Genomic DNA, 18,994 nt, shown 5'->3' with positions numbered 1-18,994 from the left:
GCCTACTGGGCGCGCCACCCCCAGGTCAGCGCGGACCCGTGGGATCCGACCCGGCGTCGTCGCAGTCCGCGAGGAACGCGGCGAACGCGGGCCACATGGTGTCCCTGGCGCTGCGTCCGGTGAGCACACCGAGATGCCCGCCGGGGTACACGCCGTACCGCACGGTCGGGGCACCACCGAGCAGGTCGGTCAGGTGCCGAACAGCCTGTTTCGGGGCGAGTCCGTCGCCGCTGCCCGCGACGACCATCACCGGGACGTCGATCGCGTCCAGGTCCACCTGCCTGCCGCCGATCCGCATGTGCCCGGTCGCGAACTCGTTGGACCGCATCACGACGTGGTACAGCTGACCGAAGGTGCGTCCTGGGTAGGCGTACATGCTGTTCATGAACCGGTCGACGGCCTCGATCTGCTCGAGGTGGTCCCGATCGTCGAGGTTGGTGAGCACCGTCCACGGCCTGGTCAGGTACTTGTCCACGCTGGCGACCTTGAACCCGAGACTGGTCAGCGGGGCGGGCACCGTGCCGACGAGCCGGTAGAACGGGGTGACGGTGAGCGGCCCGAACAGCCGGTCCAGCGGGCGCAGCGTCGCGAACAGCGGCACCTGACGCAGGTCGAACGGGCTGGCGATCGGGGTCAGCGACCGCAGCGGCAGTTCCCGGTGCGCTGCGGCGGCGTACACGGCGAAGATCCCGCCGAGCGACCAGCCCGCGAGGTGGACATCCGACCCGCCCGCGTCGGCGCTGACCACCCGGACCGCGTCGGGAACGACGTCGTCGACCCAGTGCTCGAACCCGCGGCTGCGGTCCGCGAAGTTCACCGGACCGTAGTCGACGACGTACACGTCCCTTCCGGTGTCCCGGAGGTACTCGACGAAACTGCAGCCGCGCCGCAGATCGAACGCGATCGAGGTGGCCGCCAGCGGTGTGACGAGCAGCACCGGGGCACCGACCCCGGAGCCGTCGGCGGACCGGAACCGCCGGATTGTCCGGTCCGCGTTCTCGTCCACCACCTCGGAGTCGGTCGGTCGGAGATCCGCGAGGCCCCCGGATCCGATCCGGGCGCGGACGTTCGCCGCCGCCCGCGCCAGATCCCGCGGTACCGGAACCGGAATGCCAAACACCGTGAAAACTCCCTCGCCGTCCTGCCATGCCCGGCCGGGGCGCCGGGCGGCCTTCGAACATCCACCGCCCGTCGATCGGATACGGTCGTGCACGTGGCGCCGACTCCGAAGACCCTGGCCTCTCGTCTATCTAAGCGCGGACCGCACCGGGTGCTGCGCGGCGACCTCGCATTGGCGGGTCTGCCCGGCGTGGTGTACACCCCGGCCGAGGGCTTCGCGTTGCCTGCCGTGGTGTTCGGCCACGGATGGATGACCGGGGTGGACCGCTATCGGGAGACCCTCACCCACCTGGCGTCGTGGGGCATCGTCGCCGCCGCCCCGGACACCCAGCGGTCCCCGGTGGCCTCCCACCTCGCGCTGGCCGCGGACCTGCGCGGCGCAGCCGACATCTGCACCGGCGTCCGGCTCGGCCAAGGGAAGATCTCGGTCGCCGCGGACCGGGTCGCCTTCGCCGGGCATGCGATGGGTGCCGGCGCGGCGGTGATCGCGGCAGCCGAGCACGGCTCGCCCGCGGTTGCGGCACTCTTCCCCGCACCGACCGCACCGGCGGCGGAGGCGTTCGCGGCCGAGCAGTCGGGGCCCGCGCTGGTCCTCGCCGCGGCCGAGGACCTCGACTCGATGAACTGCAACGCCCGGTCCCTCGCCGCGGCCTGGGGCGGGCAGGCGATCCTGCGGGGAGTGGACAAGGCGTCCGGTGGTGGCCTCGCCGAGGGTCGGGCGCTGTTCGGCGCGCTCGGTCTCGGCCGGTCGCAGCGCGGCACCCAGCGGACCACGCGGGCCCTGCTCACCGGCTATCTGCTGTACCACCTGTCCGGCGACACCGACTACGCGCCGTTCGCGACGCCGGGTGTCGAGATTCCGCACACCACCCTGGTTCCCGACCTGGAGGAACCCGATCACACCAGCCAACTGCTGCGCGGCTGATCTGGAGGTTCATCCGCCGGCGCTGACCGTGGCGACGGCGCCGGATCCCGGTCCGCCCGGTCGGTGAGCGCGCGTTCCGCCCGGTCCACCGCGGCGGTCAGCAGCACGCGCAGGTCGTCAAGGCTCACAGCGGCCCCGCGTCGGCCAGTTCCGCCCCGCTGCGGTCGGCCGCGACCGCGGCGTGGGTCGGCGCCGCCGCACCCGACCGATCCCGCCGCGGCCCGAACGCGAGCGCATCGACGTCACCCGCCGCGACCGGCACCGGCTGCGGCGCGGCAGCGGCCGGCGGAGCAACGGGCGGCGCGGCAGCGGCCGGCGGAGCAACGGGCGGCGCGGCAGCGGCCGGCGGAGCAACGGGCGGCGGCGCAGCAACGGGCGGAGCAGCAACGGGCGGCGGAGCAACGGGCGGCGGCGCAGCGACGTGCGGGGACTCGGCAGCACCGACGCTGGCGAGCGCCAGCTCCACCATCTCGCGCACCCCCTCGACGACGCGGTCGACGACGGTGAACAGCTCGGTCAGGGCGGCGATGGCCACGCAGGGGTGCGCTCCGTCCTCCGGATCGAGGTCGGCGGCCCGTCGCGCGAGGTCCGCCCGTGCCGCGTGCGCCTCCCGGATCAGCTCGGCACCGGCGTCGAGGGTGTCCGCTGCCGCCGCGATGCGCGCGCAGTCCGCCCGTGCCGTGTCGAGGTGACGCCGGAGGACCGTGAGCGCCGCCTCGGCGGCGGGCCCGGTCCAGGTGGCGGTCACCCTGGCGACGGCCTGCTCCTGGGCGAGCAGATGCGCACGCAGAACCGCGGCGGTGGACCGGAGGATCTCCGCGTCGGCGTGCAGGGCATCCGGTTCGAGGTCCCGGTATCGCGGGTTCACCAGTCGAGCCGCCGGAACGCGGCCGCGGCAGCCACCTCCTGCGCGGCATACCGGTCGGCGGTCGATGTCAGCAGCGCCGCCGCGGCGGCGGTCCGTTGCGCCCAGGCCCGCGTCACGCTGGCCTGCCGACCGTCGCCGCAGGCCAGCGCGGTCTCCACCCGCTCGGCGAGCCGGGCGAGCTCCGCTGCCGAATCCGCGAACACGGCCGCCGCCGCGCGCACCGTTGCCTCGTCGAGCGTCAGCTCCCCGTCCACCTGCCCCACCCCGCTGCCGTATCGAGGCCGCGCGCCTGCGCGCCCGACTACACCGTCACGGTGTCAGACGCACGGCAACCGGAACCGGTTCCCCGAGTCCATTGACGGGGCTCAGACGGCGGCGACCCGGTCCGCGAGACCGTCCGCGAGGGCACGCGCCACCTCGATCTCGGTGGCCTCGACCATCACCCGAACCAGCTGCTCGGTGCCGGACGGGCGCAGCAGCACCCGGCCGGTGTCGCCGAGTCGGCGTTCGGCGTCGGCGACCGCCTCGAGCACGGTCGGCGCGACCGCGACGGCGGCCTTGTCGGTGACCTTCACGTTGACCAGGACTTGCGGCAGGATCTGCATCACGGTCGCGAGGTCGGCCAGCGACGACCGGGTTTGCGCCATCCGGCTCATCAGCCGCAGACCGGTCAGGACGCCGTCACCGGTGGTCCCGAACCCGGGCAGCACGACGTGCCCGGACTGCTCGCCGCCGAGGCTGAACCGGCCCGCCCGCAGCTCCTCGAGGACGTAGCGGTCACCGACGGCGGTGGTGCGGACCTCGATGCCCGCCTCCCGCATCGCGATGTGCAGTCCGAGGTTGCTCATCACGGTCGCGACGAGCGTGTTGTCGACGAGCTCCCCCGCCTCGCGCATCGCGACGGCGAGAATCGACATGATCACGTCGCCGTCGATGACGGTGCCGGTCGCGTCGACCGCGAGGCAACGATCCGCGTCGCCGTCGTGGGCGAGGCCGAGGTCGGCGCCGTGCTCGAGCACGGCGGCCTGCAGGTCGGCGAGGTGGGTCGAGCCGCAGCCGTCGTTGATGTTGTATCCGTCTGGGGCGCTGTGGATCTCGATGACGGTGGCGCCCGCGGCGCGGTACGCGGCCGGGCCGACCGCGGATGCGGCGCCGTTCGCGCAGTCCACGACGACGGTGAGGCCGTCGAGGGCGTGTCCGACGGCCCCTGCGAGATGGTCCAGGTACCGCGACGCGGCGTCGCCCGCGGTGACGACCCGACCGATCGCGGCGCCAGTGGGCCGCGGGATCAGGTCATGGTCGGTGAGCGCCGACTCGATACGGTCCTCGGACTCGTCATCAAGCTTGTGACCGCCCGCCGCGAAGATCTTGATGCCGTTGTCGGGCATGGGGTTGTGCGAGGCGGAGATCATCACCCCGAGCGCGGCGCCGTGGACACCGGTGAGGTAGGCGACGGCCGGGGTGGGCAGCACCCCGACGTCGATCACGTCAACACCGGCGGCGCAGAGTCCTGCGGTGACGGCGGCGGCGAGCATCTCACCGCTGGCGCGGGGGTCGCGGCCGACGACCGCGGTCGGCCGGGCGGCGCCCCGCTCGGACAATGCCAGCACCGAGGCCGCCGCCCCGGCGATCCGCAACGCCAGTTCCGCGTCGAGGTCTGCGTTCGCCAGCCCCCGCACCCCGTCCGTACCGAACATCCGACCCATGAATTCAGACCCCTTGCCGTTCGTGCGGATTCCCGCAGGTTGGTGCACTTCTACGCCAAGAGCAGGCGTCCGGTGGTGCTGGACGCCTGCTCTCGGGTGAACAGGTCCCGATGCCCGCCGCGAAGCGGGCATCGGTGCCGCATCAGCGCTTCGAGTACTGCGAAGCCTTGCGGGCCTTCTTCAGGCCGTACTTCTTGCGCTCGACGGCGCGGGCGTCACGGGTGAGGAAGCCTGCGCTCTTGAGCGCGGGGCGATCCTCGGGGGTGACCTCGATCAGGGCGCGGGCGATCGCGAGACGCAGGGCGCCTGCCTGACCGGACGGGCCGCCACCGTGCAGCAGCGCGGTGATGTCGAAGGACTCGGTCCGCTCGACGGTGACCAGCGGAGCCTTGATCAGCTGCTGGTGCACCTTGTTCGGGAAGTAGTCCTCGATGGTGCGGCCGTTGAGCTTGAACTCACCGGTGCCGGGGGTCAGCCGGACGCGGACGACGGCCTCCTTGCGGCGGCCGACGGTCTGGATCGGGCGGTCGATGTAGATCGGGGCCGCCGGGGCGACGGACTCCTCGACCACGTACTCCTCGACGACCTCGGGCTCGGCGGCGAACTCCTCGACGACGACCTCGGCGGTCTCGACCTCGGGGGTCTCGTTCTGCTCGGTCACTGTGCCACCTGCTTGATCTCGAACGGAACCGGCTGCTGCGCGGCGTGGGGGTGATTCGGGCCTGCGTAGACCTTCAGCTTGCCAGCGATGGCGCGGCCCAGCTTGTTCTTCGGGATCATGCCGACGATGGCCTTCTCCACCAGACGATCGGGGTTCTTCTCAAGCACCTCACCGACCGAGCGGGACTTGAGTCCACCCGGGTGGCCGGAGTGGTGGTGCAGGAACTTGTCCGTGCGCTTATTGCCGGAGATGGCGACCTTGTCGGCGTTGATGATGACGACGAAATCGCCGCCGTCAACGTTGGGGGCAAAGGTGGGCTTGTGCTTGCCGCGCAGCAGGGTCGCTGCCTGGACGGCAAGGCGGCCGAGCACCACGTCGGTGGCGTCGATGACGTACCACTGTCGGGTCACGTCACCCGCCTTCGGGGCGTAGGTAGACACAGCTACTTCCTCGTCATGTCGTATAACTGCTGGCCAGCGGGCACGGTCCGGATTCGTTCCCGGCGGCCAGTGGAGACCCAGGAACCCGCGCTACGAACGCACATCGACCACCGGAGTGTCCCGAGTATGCGCGTCGTACCGTACGCCAGCAGATGACCTTACCGCCCAGGTCAGGAGCGGGTCAAAGTGGGGTGGGCCTCACGGCGAGGTGCGGTCGAGGCGACCACGCGCCTCGGCCCGCAGTTTCAACAGGTAGAACCCCGCCAGCGAGACGACAACGAGCCACAGCACCGCGACCACGACGTCGAGGGTCCAGATGCCGATGGCGGCGCCGACCAGCCCGGCCAGAAACACGCAGGTGCCGACGATCTTTCTGGCCAGGACCTTGTTCGTGGGCGGAGGGACTGCCGTCATCGAGAACACCTACCCGAGCCGAATGTGACGCACGCACGCGCGCGAAGGTCGCCATCACGTTAGCGTCGGTCACGGCTCCGGCGCGGGAGGCGCGCCGTTTCCCGTTCATTCCCGGCGTGTCGGCGGGCAACGGTCAGATGACCACGCCGACGTCGGCGGCCACCAGGTTGTCCATGGCCCGTTCCGCGACCGCCGCGATCGTCATCGACGGATTGCACGCGCCTGCGGTGCCGGGGATCAGGGCGCCGTCGAGTACATACAGGCCCCGCTGCCCGTGGACCCGGCCGTCGAGGTCGCAGACCGGACCCATGTTCGCGCCGCCGAGCGGATGCCAGGTGGACGGGAACAGCGCGTTGGTGTCGGTGAGCAGGCTGCCCGGTCCGGCGATCCGGTGCGCGGTCGGGCCGATCGCGCCGTTCTGGATGACGGCGTCGCCCTCCTTCGGCCAGTGCAGCGTCGCCTCGTCCCGCACCGAGTCGTAGGTGAACCGGCCGCGCCCCTCGCTGACCCCGAACCCGACCATCATCGTGCTGCGCACGTCCATCGCGACCGACGGGATCGACGCCTGAACGACGGTATGCGCGCGGGCGGGGTCGCCCCAGTTGAGGCTGCCGTAGACGACCGGACCGCCCTGCGCGGTGCCGAACTCCCGTTCCGGGTTGGTCCACACGTAGATCCGGTCGGCGTTGGTGCCCCAGCCTGCTCCGAGGTCGTCCGGCAGGTCGGGGATGCCTCCGGTGGCCGCGGCCCGCACCAGCAGCTTGGTGGTGTTCAGGCTGCCCGCCGCCATGATCACGGCGTCGGCGGTCAGGATCTTGTTCTCGAGAACCGTTCCTGCGGTATCGATCCGGTTGACGCGGACCCGCCATCGACCGTCCCCGGCGCGCTCGATGGCGGTGACCTCGTGGAGCACCTCGACGGCGACACGACCGGTCGCCTCCGCTGCGGCGAGGTAGGTGACGTCGACGGAGTTCTTGCCGCCGTTGTTGACGCCGAGGGCCCCCGACCCGTCGGTGTACGAGGGCGCCATCTCGCCGCGCAGCTCGGCGAGCGCGAAGCCCCAGTCGATCGGCATCGGGATCTTCGACAGCGGCAATCCGGCCCGGGTGACGTGCTCGGCGAACACGCGGGGTGCGAGGTAGGCGTCGCTGGCGACGAGCTCGTCGGGGGCGGTCGCGAGGCGGAGCATCGCCGCAACCCGCGGATAGTGCACCCGGTTCATCAGCCGCCAGTCGAGCTCGTTCGGGAAGAACCGGTTGAACACGGCCTCGGACGGCTGCAGCGACATCCCCTGGTAGACCAGCGATCCGCCGCCGACACCTGCCGCGCACAGCGCGGTCATGTTCGCCCCGGCGACCGCCTCGACGAGGCCGGTGTAGGGGTCGAAGACCGCGGGCCTGCCGAACAGCTGCGGGGCCGACCGGTACCAGAGCACCCGCTTGTCGGGGGCCGTGGGATTCGGGAACGTCGTGGCGTTCGGGCCGGTGGGCCACCGGATTCCGCGCTCGAGCACCAGCACCGGCACGCCGGCCTCGGCAAGGCGAAGCGCGGCAACCCCGCCGCCGAATCCGGAGCCGATCACCACGACCCGGTGCTCCTCCTTGGCGAGCGGCACCCGGCGTACCTGCGCACCGATTCCGGTCTCTGCGCGCGCTGTCGTTGCGGCTGCGAACGCCAATCCCGTTGCGGCCGTTGCGGAAAGGAAGGAACGACGAGTGAACCCGGACACAGAGCTACCCCCAGCTGCGAACGACGAGTGACCGCCCGATGTCGTCGGTCCGCGTTCCGCAGCCACCCACCGGGACGGCTCAAACTAGACAGTTCTCCGCTGAAGTGTCAAGAAGCGCTGGGGGAGGTGAGCGCCGGTTCGATCCATCGGGTGAGGAAGGCCCGCAGTTCGGCGTCGGTGCGCAGCGACCCGTCATCGAAGCACACCGACGTCAGGCCGAGGTGGACGGCGATCTCCACGATGTCCTCGAAGCGGGCCGAGACCTCGGGGAACAGGTCGACGAGCGGCTCAAGGAGTCCGCGGGCAACGTCCCTCGCGCGGCTGATCGCGCCCGTGTCGAACAGCGGGTTGCCTGCCTCGGACCGCAGCAGCGTGATCAGAACGGGGTCGGCGCGGACCGCGCGCCTGCTGTCGACGATCAACCCGACCACGTACTCGCACGGGGTCCGTGACGACGCCAGGTCACGCTGGATGCCCCGGGCCACCTCGGTCAGGTGCCCCGCCATCGCCTGCGACACCAGGCTCTCGCGGGAGCCGAAGATGGTGTAGACGGTCTGCCGGGTGACCCCCGCGGCCGCCGCGACGGACGCGATGGAGACGCCACCAAAACCGTCACTGCCGATCAGCGTCAGCGTGGCGTCCAGGATCTTCGTTCGCGACCGCATCGCGCCATTATCACCCGACTCCCGCAGGCGCACCCGGGAACACACCGCGGCCCCGCCGACCGGAGGGGTCTGCGGGGCCGCGGTGCGAGGGGGAAATGCGTGGCTCTACTTGGTGATCTCGACCATCTCGTGGTCTGCGACGACACCGGCGAGCACCCGGAGGTGATCGTCGGCACTGCCGAGGGTGTGGCCGATCGCGGTCAGCCGGGACACGTAGTGCCCGACCGGGTATTCGGCTGTCATGCCGATGCCGCCGTGCATCTGGATCGCCTCGAGGCCGATGTGCCGTGCGGCGCGGCCGATCTGCAGCTTGGCACGGGACGCGACGATCGGATCGACGATGCCGTCGGCGAGGTTCATCGTCGCGTACAGGCTCATGCTGGACGCGAGTTCGAGCTCGACGTACATGTCGGCGGCCCGCTGGGTCAGCGCCTGGAACTTCGACAGCGTGACACCGAACTGCTTGCGCTGCTTGAGGTAGTCGGTGGTCAGCCGCAGCGTCTCCGCCATCGCGCCGACCGCCTCGGCGCACAGCGCGGCCTGCGCGCGGACCTGTGCGGCGATGATCGCGGCGGACGCGTCGCCACCCTCACCGAGCTGCTCCGCGGGGGCGTCCGCGAGTTCGATCTGCGCTGCCCGCAGCTCGTCGTGGGTGGCGTAGGGCTTCCGGGTGACGCCTGCCGCGTCGGCGGCGACGAGGAACAGTCCGGTGCCGCCGTCGGGCAGCAGGGCGCTCACAACGAGGGTGTCGGCGCAGTCGCCGTGCAGCACAGGATTTTTCGTGCCGGTCAGGGTCCATCCTTCACCGGACGCGGTTGCGGCGGTGGCAACGACCTGGGTCGGCCAGCGGCTGCCCGGCTCGTCGTGCGCGAACGCGAGCAGCGTTGCGCCCTCGACCAACGCGGGAAGCAGCGTCGCGCGCTGAGCGGCGGTGCCGACCTCGGCGACCAGGCCGCCGGGGATGAGGACGCCGTCGAGGAAGGGTTCCGGGGCGAGCGCCCTGCCGATCTCGTTCATCACGGTCATCGTCTCGACCGGTCCGGCGCCCATGCCGCCGTCCTCCTCCGAGAACGGCAGACCGAGCAGGCCGATCTCGGCGAGCTTGCCCCACACCTCGTCGCTCCAGCCCTTGCCGTCGGCGGTCACGGCGTTGCGCTTCTCGGCGTCGTAGCTGCGGCTCAGCAGCTCACGGGTGGTGTCCCGCAGCATGATCTGTTCGTCATTGAGTTCGAAATCCATGGCTGCCACTCACAATCCGAGAATCGAGGACGAGATGATGTTGCGCTGAACCTCACTCGATCCGCTGTAGATCGAGACCTTGCGGTAGTTCAAGAAGAGCGGCGCGCTGCGCTGCGCCCATGCCGGGGACGCGATGTCGTCGCCCGCCTCGAACGCCAGTGAGTCGGGTCCAGCGACGTCCATCAGGATCTCGGTCGCGGCCTGCTGCAGCTCCGAGCCCCGCAGCTTCAGCAGCGACGACGCCGGGTTCGGCTTGCCGTCAGCCGAGCTCGCGACGACCCGCAGCTGGGTCAGTTCGAGCGCGACGAGCTGGTTCTCGAGTTCGGCGATGCGGGCCGCGAACAGCGGATCCTCGAGGAGCGTGCCGTCACCGACCCGGGTCTCGGCGGCGTACTTCTTGGCCTTCGCGATCTTGGCCTTGGTTGCACCGGTGCGGGTGACGCCGGTGCGCTCGTTGCCGAGCAGGAACTTGGCGTAGGACCAGCCCGCGTTCTCGTCGCCGACGAGGTTCTCGGCGGGGACGCGCACGTCCTCGAACCACACCTCGTTGACCTCGTAGCCGCCGTCGATCAGCTTGATCGGCCGGACCGTGATGCCCGGCGTCGTCATGTCGATGAGCAGGAACGAGATGCCCTGCTGCCGCTTCGGTGCGTCCGGGTTGGTGCGCACGAGGCAGAAGATCCAGTCGGCGTGCTGGCCGAGCGTCGTCCAGGTCTTCTGCCCGTTGACGATCCAGCTGTCGCCGTCGCGGACGGCGCGGGTCTTCAGGGAGGCCAGGTCGGAACCCGACTCGGGCTCGGAAAAGCCCTGACACCACCAGATGTCGAGATTCGCGGTGCCGGGGAGGAACTTCTCCTTCTGCTCCGGCGAGCCGAACGCGGCGATGACCGGGCCGACCATGTCGGCGTTGAACGCGAGCGGGTCCGGCACGGATGCGAGCTGCATCTCGTCGCGGTAGATGTGCAGCTGCACCGGGGTCCAGTTCTTGCCGCCCCATTCCGCGGGCCAGTGCGGCACGGCAAGACCGTTGGCGTCGAGAATCTTTTGGGTGGTGACGAAATCCTCGCGGGTCAGCTCCCCGCCCGCGGCGGCGCGCTCACGGATCTCGGCGGGGATCTGCGTGCTGAAGAAGGTGCGCAGCTCGTCACGGAACGTCAGTTCCTCGTCGGTGAGTTTCAGATTCATGGCGTGCTTTCTGTGTCGGGTCGAGGGACAGCGCCCCGCAAATCTAAGCGGCCGCTCATTATCTAAGCGCATGCTTATACTCACCGCGTGACCGGTCATTGTCAAGGACGACAGGCGGAACGGAGGTGCCGGTGAGCGAGACCGACGCGAGGGACCCGAACGCGATGAACCTCACGACCCCCAACACCGTGGTGAGCACGTCGAAGGCGGCGGCCCGAATCCGCGCCGCCGCGGCCGAAGCGTTCGCCGCGAACGGCTACGGCGGCACCACCACCCGCGACATCGCGGCCCGGCTCGGGCTCTCCCCCGCCGCGATGTACCCGCACTACCGGTCGAAGGAGGAGTTGCTCTTCGCGATCAGCTACGAGGGCCACCTCAAGTGTGTGGAACTGCTCACCGAGGCCGACCCGACCGACGCGACACCGACGGTCCGGCTGGCGTCGGTGGTGCGCAGGTTCGCCGGGTGGCAGGCGCTCCACCACACCCGGGGCATGGTCGTGCAGTATGAATTGACCGCGCTCTCACCCGAGCACTACCGCGAGATCCTCGGACTGCGCCGCGACATCAGCGGCATCATCGACCGGATCATCGGTGCGGGAGTGCAGGACGGCTCGTTCGTGGTCCCGGACGCCGCTGGGGTGAACCTCGCGATCAACTCGCTCTGCGTTGACGTGTGCCGCTGGTTCCCCGGCGGCGGATTCACCGACCCGGACGCGGTCGCGGATCTGTACGCCGAGCTCGCACTGCGGCTGGTCGGCGCCCGCGACTGAGCACGACCGCTCAGCGCGCCCGGGTCTGTAACGCCAGGATGTCGCCGTGCAGCAGTGCCTGATATCCGACCATCACCTCGTCGACGCCGCCGATCTGGTCACCGACGTGATGAGTGTTCTCGGTGGACAGCTCCCGGTCGCCAGCCCGCGCGATCAGCTCGTCGATCCGGGTGTCGAGGCTCATCGTCCGCTGCACCGCGGCCATCGACCGCAGCTGCCCCTCCGCCTCACCGAGCAGATCGCCGATCCGGGCCAACGCGGCGACCCGCTCAACGAGCTGGTCCCACACCTGGTCGAGCGCCCGCTGCCGCGACCTGATCTGGTCGCGGGCGGCATCGCCGTTCGCGTGCCGCAGCGCCTCGTCCAGTTCCCCGCCGATGCCGCGCAACGCGACCGCGTCGACCGCGATCTGGGTCAGCTCGTCTGCGAGGTCCAGCTGCGCCCGCTGCACCGCAAAGTAGTCGGACCGCCACGCCTCGGAGCCGTCGATCCGGTCGTACAGCGCACCGGCCAGGAACAGCAGCGCATCGAACCGGTCGACGAACCGGTCCGGCTGGCCGGCCCGCCCGCCGAGCGCCTCCGCCGCGCGCTGTCCCGCCGCCGCCAACGGCGTCCGCTCGACCAGTCCGGCAAGCCGCTCCGCCGCCACCGTCACCGCGGCGGCCGTCGCCTGATCCATCCGGTGTTCGGGCATCGGGACCGGTGTGCGGGCCAGCGCATCGAACAGGGCCTCCCGCTGCACCGGTTCCAGGTGCACGCCGTCCCGCCGGTCGCGGCGGATGGTTCGGACCCCGTTCGCGTAATGCGCAGGCGCGTGCAGGAACTTCGCGCGGGCGCTCAGCAGGCGGCGTTCGACCTCGCTGGCCCGCGCCGCGGCGAGGACCTGCATGACGCCCGGGCGCATCGACCTGGCCTTCCGGTCGAGGCGGGCGTAATCGTCGGCGAGCATGCGCAGCGCACCGAAGCCGCCGAGGTCGGGCAGGGTGCGCCCGAGCCGCCGCCGGTTCGCGAGCACCGTGCGCGTGCCGTCGTCGAGATGGCCCGCCGCGATCAGGACCGCGGCGCCCGCGGTCAGGTCCCGACGGAAGCCGTCGACCCGCGCCTCCTCGCACCACCGCCGGACCTGCGCGGTGATCCGTTCCCGCCGCAACGCCGCGTCCATCGGGCCTCCCAGTATCGATACTCGCCGACTCCACTGTTCCAGAATTTCGACACCCACGTCAGGAGGGCAGACTGCGCCCGGCCCTCGGCGCCAGCACCATGTCGCAGCCGAGGACGTCGGCGACGGCCTCCAGCATGTCCAATTGCACGGTGCTGCGGCCCGATTCGATGGCCTGCACGCTGGAGCGGGACACCCCGGCGAGCGCGGCGAGCCGGGACTGTGTGAGCCCCAACTGCAGCCGCCGCGCGACGAATCCGTCCGCGATCGGCCCCGCCCGCGCCCGGTTGCTGCGCCGGGGACGCCCGCCAGACGACGGCGCGGTCGACTCGGATTCGGGCACCGCGCACCACCTCCTCCGCTGCCCGCGTGCAGTGTGCGCCTGCCCGCACCCGCTGTCCAGCGGTGCTAGCCTGCGGCGACCATGACTCACCTGGCACTGGTCCGACACGGCGAGACGTACTGGAACGCGCTGCGGCGCCTGCAGGGCTCGTCGGACATCCCGCTCAACGCCACCGGTCGCGCGCAGGCCGCCCGCGCAGGCTCCCTGCTGGCGGCAGGGCAGTGGGACGTCCTGGTCAGTTCCCCGCTGTCCCGGGCCGGGGAGACGGCCGACATCATCGGCACCCACCTGAACCTCACGCGGTCGGGCACCCACCCCGGACTGACCGAGCGACACTTCGGTGAGGCCGAGGGGATCACCGACTACGAGGCATGGGACCGCTGGCCGGACGGGAACTATCCGGGGATCGAACCCCGCGCCGACGTGACCCGCCGAGGACTGGCCGCGCTCGACGACCTCGCGGAACGCCACCCGGGCTCGGCGATCGTTGCGGTCAGCCACGGCGGCCTGATCCGTTCGGTCATCGGCGCGCTGCACGGATGGCCGGTGCCCCGAATCCCGAACGCAGCCATCACCGCTCTCCGGCACGACGGCGCGCGCTGGGCGGTTGTGACCGTCAACGGCCGCGAGGTCGACCCGGCCCTCCCGGCGAACCGCGCCCCCGTGTCGGGGACGCGGTCTCCGGCTGGACGGGGGATACCCTGAATCGATGACCGATCGATTCTCACGCAGCCGGACCATGACGACCGCGGGCACCTCGATCGTGGCGATGGTGTCGCTCGCGGGGGCCCTCGCGAGCTGCGCCACGAGCGCCGAACCCGCCGCGACCGCCGCATCGGCGGTGACCTCGACATCCGCCGCGGCACCGAGCACCCCGGTGCAGGAGTATCCCCCGGCGCGGGGCGGAGTTACCGAGCCGCGGGCCGCGGCGTCGGGGAACGCGTCCCTGTCGGTCACCGATGTGCGGGTCGGGTCGCACGACGGGTACGACCGCGTCGTCTACGAACTGCACGGCGAGGGCGAACCCGGGTGGAACGTCAGGTACGTCGACGCGGCGGTCCAGGACGGCAGCGGCCGGGAGGTGGACGTGGCGGGCCGCCAAATCCTGGAGGTGTCACTGACCGGCACCGGCTACCCGTTCGACACCGGCGTCGACGAGTACGCGGGGCCGAACCCGCTGCCGGGCGCCGGTGCGGTGTCCGAGGTGCGGGTCGCGACGGTATTCGAGGGTGTCACACAGACGTTCATCGGCCTCGACACCGACCAGCTCCCGGTGACGGTGTCCCGGCTGAGCAACCCGGAGCGGGTGGTCGTCGACTTCGCCCGCTGATCGGGCGCGGTCAGTACGGCGCCGGATCCGGGTCGGGTTCCGATGGTGCACGCGTGGGTGTGCCGCGGCATCCCGCGATGCGGGGCCGGAGGCCAGAGTCGTCCCAGGTGCCAGTCGCTCCGCCCGGGAGGGTGACGGCCGTTGCGCCGAGGGCGGAGAGCCACAGGAGGGCGTTGCCTCCGATACCCGGCCTGCCGAGCGCGCTGACCCGCCACAGCCCGAGTGTCTTGAGTTGGTGGTGGAAGGCGCAGAGGCACTGCAGGTTCGACACGATGGTCCAGCCGCCGGCGCGCGGGGTGCGGGTGCGGTACTCGGTGATGTGGTCGAGTTGGCACTGCGCCGCGGGCCGCGCGCAGCCGGGGAACCGGCAGTGCCGGTCCCTGGCCCGCACGAGCGCGGCCGTCGCGGCGTCGGGCCGATAGGTCAGTGCGCCCGGCGGCGGACGCAGCAGGCCACCATGCCCGTCGGCGCGCCTACCGGTCGCGAGGGTCGGGTCGACCCGGACGGCAGCGAAGATGGCGTCCGCGATCGCGCCGACGCTCGGTGGGGGCGCGGGCGGCGCCGGGGGCCGGACCGGGTCGCAGGCAACCGGGCGAAACTCCTCCGGGCTCACCTGTCCGTTCACGGCTTTTCGCGGTTTTCAGGCGGTCAGTACGATCTCTTCTAGGCTGCGGCATCGGCGCATACATCGTGCGCGAGAGCTGGCAGGCAAATTGCCGTTTGAAGCACCGCATTGGCGCGGAGTTTGCCTCACCTTCACAACGAGAAGAAGAGCCGACTGGCGCTTCATCGTGGACACCCTAGAGGACGGTGTCGCCCGAAAGCTGCGCCAGAGAAGCGGTCTACATGAACTACATCAAGGACATACATCGATCAGCTCAGGGGAACATGGTTTCGATCCTACCGGCCCGCTCCGACAATCGGGCCACCATGCGCACATTCGTTCGAAGATAGTCGGGCCCACCCCGAAACGGCTGTGCCGGTGGGCAATACACCCACCGGCACAGCCTGTATCACGGTTGCGGTCAGACTCCCGCGATCGCCTCCAGCGGCTTCGTCCGGGCGGCGCGGCTGGCGGGCCACAGCGCGGCGAGGACGCCGATGACGCCGGAGCCGAGCAGCATCGCCACCACCTGACCCCACGGCACCGCGACGGTGCCGAGCCCCTCGTCGGCGAGGGTGCGGACGAAGCCCCACCCGAACGCGAGCCCGAGCAGCACGCCCACCGCGGCACCGAACACCGCGATCAGCACCGACTCGATGTAGATGGTGCGACGCACCTGCGGACGCTGCATGCCGACCGCCCGCAGCATGCCGATCTCCCTGCGCCGCTCGACCACCGACAGCGCGAGGGTGTTGACGATGCCGAGGATCGCGATCACCACCGCCAGCGCGAGCAGCCCGTACAGGACGGCGAGGAGGGTGTCGATCTGTTTGGCCTGCTCGCCCTTGAACTCGTCACGGTCCTTGACCTGCACCACCAGGAACGGGTCGCTGGCCTTCTCCAGGTCGCCGCGCAACGCGGCGACGTCGGTGCCCGGCGCCGCCTGCACGAGCACCGCCAGATCGGCGCGCATCGACGCGGGCACCAGCTGCTGATACACCGACTCGGAGGTGAACCAGTCGCCGAGCAGTTGGTTGTCGGCCAGAATGCCGCCGACCGGCGCGGTGACCTCGACGCCGTCCCGGTTGGTCATCGTGACCGGGGATCCGACGGTCCAGCCCTTCTCCGCGGCAAAGGACTCCGAGGCGACGACGGTATCGCCAGCGAGATCGGCGCTGCCGGAACGCAGTTCGTAGTCGATGACACCGTCGAGCTGTCCCCCGATGCCGGTACCGAACGTGTCCTCGTCGTCGATCTGCACCGGCATCAGGTGCAACGCAACGGCGGATTCGACGCCGGGCACCTTGGCGACGGCAGGAGCAACCCCGACCGGAACACCGATCTGCTGCGGACCGGTGAGGACGTAGTCGGCGGTGATGCCGGAGTCCACAAGCTCATCGATGCTCGCCTTCGCGGACGAGCCGAACACCCCGATCACCGTCACCAACATCAACCCGAGGGTCAACGCGAACGCGGTCGCCGCGGTGCGCCGCGGATTGCGGACCGCGTTGGTGCGGGCCAGCCTGCCGACCGCGCCGAACGGACGTGCCAGCGCAGCACCGAGCGCCCCGACCACCGGCCGGGACAGCGCAGGCGCGGCGAGCAGCACCGCGAGGATCAGGGCAGCGGCCCCCAACCCGACGGTCGCGGCCGCCCCGCCGCCGGTGCCCTGGGACCCGGCCACCAGCAACGCGATGCCGATCACCGCGATGATCGCCCCGACCAGCGTGCGGACCCGCAGCGTGTCGCCGGCAGCGGCGAACTCCTCCCGCATCGCGGCAACCGGCGGCGTGTTCGCCGCACGGCGGGCCGGTGCGTAGGCGCTGACGACGGTCACCAAGACGCCGATCACCAGCGCGACGACCACGGTCCGCGGCTCAAGTTGCAGCGGGCCGGACGGCAGTCCGACGTCGAAGGCGTTCAGCATGGACCGCAGCCCGTACGCGAGGGCGACGCCAGCGGCGATGCCGATCGCGCTGCCGAGCACCCCGACCACCAGCGCCTCGGTCACCACCGACCGACCGACCTGGCCGCGGCTCGCACCGATCGCCCGCAGCAGCGCCAGCTCCTTCAGCCGCTGCGCGACGATCATCGAGAACGTGTTGTAGATGATGAACGTGCCGACCAGCAACGCGATCGCACCGAAGGCGAGCAGGAAATAGTTGACGAACTTGAGCGCGGAGGTAACCTCCGCCTTCACGTCCTCGCGCACCTCGTCGCCGGTCTGCACCTTCGCATCCGGCAGCGCGGTCGCGACCTCGTCCCGCAACTGCTCCGGGCCTGCACTGCCGTCCCCGGCCACGTCGATGTAGTTCACGTGCGCGCCGTCGGTGAACAGCTCGGTGGCCTGGTCCGCGGTGAACAGGGCGCCGACGAATCCGCCGGTGTCCGTTGGCACGTCGTAGACGCCGGTCACGGTCGCGTCGAGGACGCCGTGCGCGGGGACCAGCACCTGGGTGGTGTCGCCGACCGACAGTCCGGCGCGCTCGGCACCGCCCTCGTTGAGCGCGATCTGGCCCGGCGCGGACGGCGGGGCACCGACGACGAAGGTCTCCGGTTCGCCGAGCGCCTGCTCGGGCGGAACGTAGGTCGAGCCGATGCTGGGCGCACCGCCGGTCTGGACCGGGGTCTTGTCGGCGCCGAGCAGCACCAGTTGCCCCTCGACGGCGGGCACGACCGTCCGCACACCGGGGAGCGACTCGATCGTGGCGATGTCCTCGAGCGGGACCCCGCTCGATCCGCGCTCGGGGCTCGACACCCGGACGTCGACGCCCTTCGCGGCGTCCTCGAACAGCCCGTTGAAGGTGCGCTGCAGGGTGTCGGTGAACACGAACGATCCGGTCACGAATGCGGTGCCGAGCACCACGGCGAGGACCGTGAGGACCAGGCGCACCTTGTGCGCGGCGAGGTTGCGCAGGGACACCCTGCGCATCGGGTTCTGTGCCATCGTCAGCCCTGCACGCTCACGCGGGCGTCGAGGCCCTTCATCCGGTCGAGGACGGTGTCCGCGGTCGGCTCCCGCAGTTCGTCGACGATCTGCCCGTCGGCGAGGAACACCACCCGGTCCGCGTGGCTGGCGGCCCGGGGGTCGTGGGTGACGATGACGACGGTCTGCCCGAATTCGTCGACCGCGGCACGCAGGATCGACAGCACCTCCCCCGAGGAATGCGAGTCCAGGTTGCCGGTCGGCTCATCGCCGAAGATGATCTCCGGCTGCCCGGCGAGGGCCCGCGCGCACGCGACGCGCTGCTGCTGGCCGCCGGACAGTTCGCTGGGCCGGTGGCCGAGCCGGTCGGTCAGCCCCAGCCGGGTGAGCACCGAGTCCAGCCACTGCTGGTCGACCTTGCGCCCGGCAATGTCCAGCGGCAGGGTGATGTTCTCCAGCGCCGTCAGCGTCGGTACCAGGTTGAACGCCTGGAAGACGAACCCGATCCGGTCGCGGCGCAGCGCCGTCATCTCCTTGTCGGACAGCCCGGTCAGGTCGGTGTCCCCGATCAGGACGGATCCCGACGTTGCCGAGTCGAGTCCGGCGAGGCAGTGCATGAGCGTGGACTTGCCGGACCCGGACGGCCCCATGATCGCGGTGAACTCGCCGCGACCGAAGTCGACGTCGACGCCGCCGAGCGCCGTCACCGCCGTCTCCCCGGAACCGTACGTCTTGGTCAGATTCACCGCGCGGGCCGCGACGGCCTCGATCGGGGGTGTCGGGTCGGGTGCGGCGTGCGCGCTCATGACGGCCTTTCCTGGTCCGATGCGATCGGACCGGACGGCCCGTCCCGTCCATCCTTACCGGCAGCCCGCCGTCCGCGCCATCAGGGACCACCCTGATCTTCGGTG

At 70.9% G+C, this 18,994-nt stretch carries 20 protein-coding genes; 4 read left to right on the top strand and 16 right to left on the bottom strand.

Going from position 1 to position 18,994, the window contains the following annotated elements; translation table 11 throughout:
• Positions 1 to 25: 25 nt before the first annotated feature.
• Positions 26 to 1,120 (bottom strand): alpha/beta fold hydrolase, encoded by a 1,095-nt coding sequence (locus ACFWPA_RS04965; protein ID WP_378569735.1) that lies wholly within the window; start codon positions 1,118 to 1,120, stop codon positions 26 to 28.
• Positions 1,121 to 1,213: 93 nt separating this feature from the next.
• Between ACFWPA_RS04965 and ACFWPA_RS04960 the strand changes: the two genes are divergently transcribed.
• Positions 1,214 to 2,044, top strand: a complete 831-nt coding sequence (locus ACFWPA_RS04960) for a hypothetical protein (protein ID WP_378505921.1) — start codon at positions 1,214 to 1,216, stop codon at positions 2,042 to 2,044.
• A 124-nt stretch (positions 2,045 to 2,168) separates the two neighbouring features.
• On the opposite strand, the gene ACFWPA_RS04955 is transcribed toward ACFWPA_RS04960, so the two are convergent.
• From ACFWPA_RS04955 to ACFWPA_RS04910, 10 genes are all read right to left on the bottom strand, one after another.
• On the bottom strand, positions 2,169 to 2,912 hold the full coding sequence (locus tag ACFWPA_RS04955) for a hypothetical protein (RefSeq protein WP_378569734.1): 744 nt from the start codon (positions 2,910 to 2,912) through the stop codon (positions 2,169 to 2,171).
• Positions 2,909 to 3,166, bottom strand: coding sequence for a hypothetical protein (locus tag ACFWPA_RS04950; RefSeq protein WP_378505919.1), 258 nt, complete (start codon positions 3,164 to 3,166; stop codon positions 2,909 to 2,911). Before ACFWPA_RS04950 ends, ACFWPA_RS04955 begins: the two co-directional genes overlap by 4 nt.
• A 111-nt stretch (positions 3,167 to 3,277) precedes the next feature.
• Positions 3,278 to 4,618: a phosphoglucosamine mutase gene (gene glmM, locus ACFWPA_RS04945; protein WP_378505918.1), complete on the bottom strand. Its 1,341-nt coding sequence runs from the start codon at positions 4,616 to 4,618 to the stop codon at positions 3,278 to 3,280.
• 142 nt (positions 4,619 to 4,760) lie between these two features.
• Positions 4,761 to 5,279, bottom strand: a complete 519-nt coding sequence (gene rpsI, locus ACFWPA_RS04940) for a 30S ribosomal protein S9 (RefSeq protein WP_378505917.1) — start codon at positions 5,277 to 5,279, stop codon at positions 4,761 to 4,763.
• A complete protein-coding gene (gene rplM / locus ACFWPA_RS04935; protein WP_378505916.1) occupies positions 5,276 to 5,719 on the bottom strand; it encodes a 50S ribosomal protein L13 in 444 nt (147 codons plus the stop codon). Before rplM ends, rpsI begins: the two co-directional genes overlap by 4 nt.
• A 198-nt stretch (positions 5,720 to 5,917) precedes the next feature.
• A complete protein-coding gene (locus tag ACFWPA_RS04930) occupies positions 5,918 to 6,133 on the bottom strand; it encodes a hypothetical protein (protein WP_378569733.1) in 216 nt (71 codons plus the stop codon).
• Positions 6,134 to 6,266: 133 nt separating this feature from the next.
• Positions 6,267 to 7,862 carry a GMC oxidoreductase gene (locus tag ACFWPA_RS04925; protein WP_378569732.1) on the bottom strand — a complete coding sequence of 532 codons (1,596 nt, stop codon included), beginning with the start codon at positions 7,860 to 7,862 and terminating at the stop codon, positions 6,267 to 6,269.
• Between the two features lie 107 nt (positions 7,863 to 7,969).
• Entirely contained in the window at positions 7,970 to 8,527 is a 558-nt protein-coding gene (locus tag ACFWPA_RS04920; protein WP_378569731.1) for a TetR/AcrR family transcriptional regulator, read from the bottom strand.
• Between the two features lie 105 nt (positions 8,528 to 8,632).
• Complete coding sequence (locus tag ACFWPA_RS04915; RefSeq protein WP_378569780.1) at positions 8,633 to 9,766, bottom strand: acyl-CoA dehydrogenase family protein; 1,134 nt, start codon at positions 9,764 to 9,766, stop codon at positions 8,633 to 8,635.
• A gap of 9 nt (positions 9,767 to 9,775) precedes the next feature.
• Positions 9,776 to 10,951: an acyl-CoA dehydrogenase family protein gene (locus tag ACFWPA_RS04910; protein WP_378505912.1), complete on the bottom strand. Its 1,176-nt coding sequence runs from the start codon at positions 10,949 to 10,951 to the stop codon at positions 9,776 to 9,778.
• 164 nt (positions 10,952 to 11,115) lie between these two features.
• Between ACFWPA_RS04910 and ACFWPA_RS04905 the strand changes: the two genes are divergently transcribed.
• On the top strand, positions 11,116 to 11,721 hold the full coding sequence (locus ACFWPA_RS04905) for a TetR/AcrR family transcriptional regulator (RefSeq protein ID WP_378506054.1): 606 nt from the start codon (positions 11,116 to 11,118) through the stop codon (positions 11,719 to 11,721).
• A 10-nt stretch (positions 11,722 to 11,731) separates the two neighbouring features.
• Here the strand turns inward: ACFWPA_RS04905 and ACFWPA_RS04900 are convergent, their stop codons facing one another.
• Positions 11,732 to 12,883, bottom strand: a complete 1,152-nt coding sequence (locus ACFWPA_RS04900) for a hypothetical protein (RefSeq protein ID WP_378569730.1) — start codon at positions 12,881 to 12,883, stop codon at positions 11,732 to 11,734.
• Between the two features lie 58 nt (positions 12,884 to 12,941).
• Positions 12,942 to 13,223: a helix-turn-helix transcriptional regulator gene (locus tag ACFWPA_RS04895; protein WP_378505910.1), complete on the bottom strand. Its 282-nt coding sequence runs from the start codon at positions 13,221 to 13,223 to the stop codon at positions 12,942 to 12,944.
• An 81-nt stretch (positions 13,224 to 13,304) separates the two neighbouring features.
• Between ACFWPA_RS04895 and ACFWPA_RS04890 the strand changes: the two genes are divergently transcribed.
• Together ACFWPA_RS04890 and ACFWPA_RS04885 are read left to right on the top strand one after the other, a co-directional pair.
• Positions 13,305 to 13,928 carry a histidine phosphatase family protein gene (locus ACFWPA_RS04890; RefSeq protein WP_378569729.1) on the top strand — a complete coding sequence of 208 codons (624 nt, stop codon included), beginning with the start codon at positions 13,305 to 13,307 and terminating at the stop codon, positions 13,926 to 13,928.
• Between the two features lie 4 nt (positions 13,929 to 13,932).
• On the top strand, positions 13,933 to 14,553 hold the full coding sequence (locus ACFWPA_RS04885) for a hypothetical protein (protein ID WP_378569728.1): 621 nt from the start codon (positions 13,933 to 13,935) through the stop codon (positions 14,551 to 14,553).
• Between the two features lie 10 nt (positions 14,554 to 14,563).
• Here ACFWPA_RS04885 and ACFWPA_RS04880 read toward each other — a convergent pair whose 3' ends face one another.
• The 3 genes from ACFWPA_RS04880 to ACFWPA_RS04870 form a co-directional block, all read right to left on the bottom strand.
• Entirely contained in the window at positions 14,564 to 15,178 is a 615-nt protein-coding gene (locus ACFWPA_RS04880; RefSeq protein ID WP_378569727.1) for an HNH endonuclease signature motif containing protein, read from the bottom strand.
• Positions 15,179 to 15,578: 400 nt separating this feature from the next.
• Entirely contained in the window at positions 15,579 to 18,104 is a 2,526-nt protein-coding gene (locus tag ACFWPA_RS04875; protein ID WP_378569726.1) for an ABC transporter permease, read from the bottom strand.
• A 2-nt stretch (positions 18,105 to 18,106) separates the two neighbouring features.
• Positions 18,107 to 18,889 (bottom strand): ABC transporter ATP-binding protein, encoded by a 783-nt coding sequence (locus ACFWPA_RS04870; protein WP_378505905.1) that lies wholly within the window; start codon positions 18,887 to 18,889, stop codon positions 18,107 to 18,109.
• Positions 18,890 to 18,994: the final 105 nt, after the last annotated feature.

The sequence above is a fragment of the Rhodococcus sp. NPDC058505 genome (assembly GCF_042720095.1).
Lineage (GTDB): Bacteria > Actinomycetota > Actinomycetes > Mycobacteriales > Mycobacteriaceae > Rhodococcus_G.
Note: the sequence above shows the minus strand (reverse complement) of the source record. Positions and strands in the feature narration are given on the sequence as shown.

Excerpts from the sequence above, each read along its gene's own strand:
- glmM (WP_378505918.1), bottom strand. The coding sequence starts at position 4,618 with ATGGGTCGGATGTTCGGTACGGACGGGGTGCGGGGGCTGGCGAACGCA.
- ACFWPA_RS04930 (WP_378569733.1), bottom strand. The coding sequence starts at position 6,133 with ATGACGGCAGTCCCTCCGCCCACGAACAAGGTCCTGGCCAGAAAGATC.
- ACFWPA_RS04920 (WP_378569731.1), bottom strand. The coding sequence starts at position 8,527 with ATGCGGTCGCGAACGAAGATCCTGGACGCCACGCTGACGCTGATCGGC.
- ACFWPA_RS04915 (WP_378569780.1), bottom strand. The coding sequence starts at position 9,766 with ATGGATTTCGAACTCAATGACGAACAGATCATGCTGCGGGACACCACC.
- ACFWPA_RS04910 (WP_378505912.1), bottom strand. The coding sequence starts at position 10,951 with ATGAATCTGAAACTCACCGACGAGGAACTGACGTTCCGTGACGAGCTG.
- ACFWPA_RS04905 (WP_378506054.1), top strand. The coding sequence starts at position 11,116 with ATGAACCTCACGACCCCCAACACCGTGGTGAGCACGTCGAAGGCGGCG.
- ACFWPA_RS04900 (WP_378569730.1), bottom strand. The coding sequence starts at position 12,883 with ATGGACGCGGCGTTGCGGCGGGAACGGATCACCGCGCAGGTCCGGCGG.
- ACFWPA_RS04890 (WP_378569729.1), top strand. The coding sequence starts at position 13,305 with ATGACTCACCTGGCACTGGTCCGACACGGCGAGACGTACTGGAACGCG.
- ACFWPA_RS04885 (WP_378569728.1), top strand. The coding sequence starts at position 13,933 with ATGACCGATCGATTCTCACGCAGCCGGACCATGACGACCGCGGGCACC.
- ACFWPA_RS04875 (WP_378569726.1), bottom strand. The coding sequence starts at position 18,104 with ATGGCACAGAACCCGATGCGCAGGGTGTCCCTGCGCAACCTCGCCGCG.
- ACFWPA_RS04870 (WP_378505905.1), bottom strand. The coding sequence starts at position 18,889 with ATGAGCGCGCACGCCGCACCCGACCCGACACCCCCGATCGAGGCCGTC.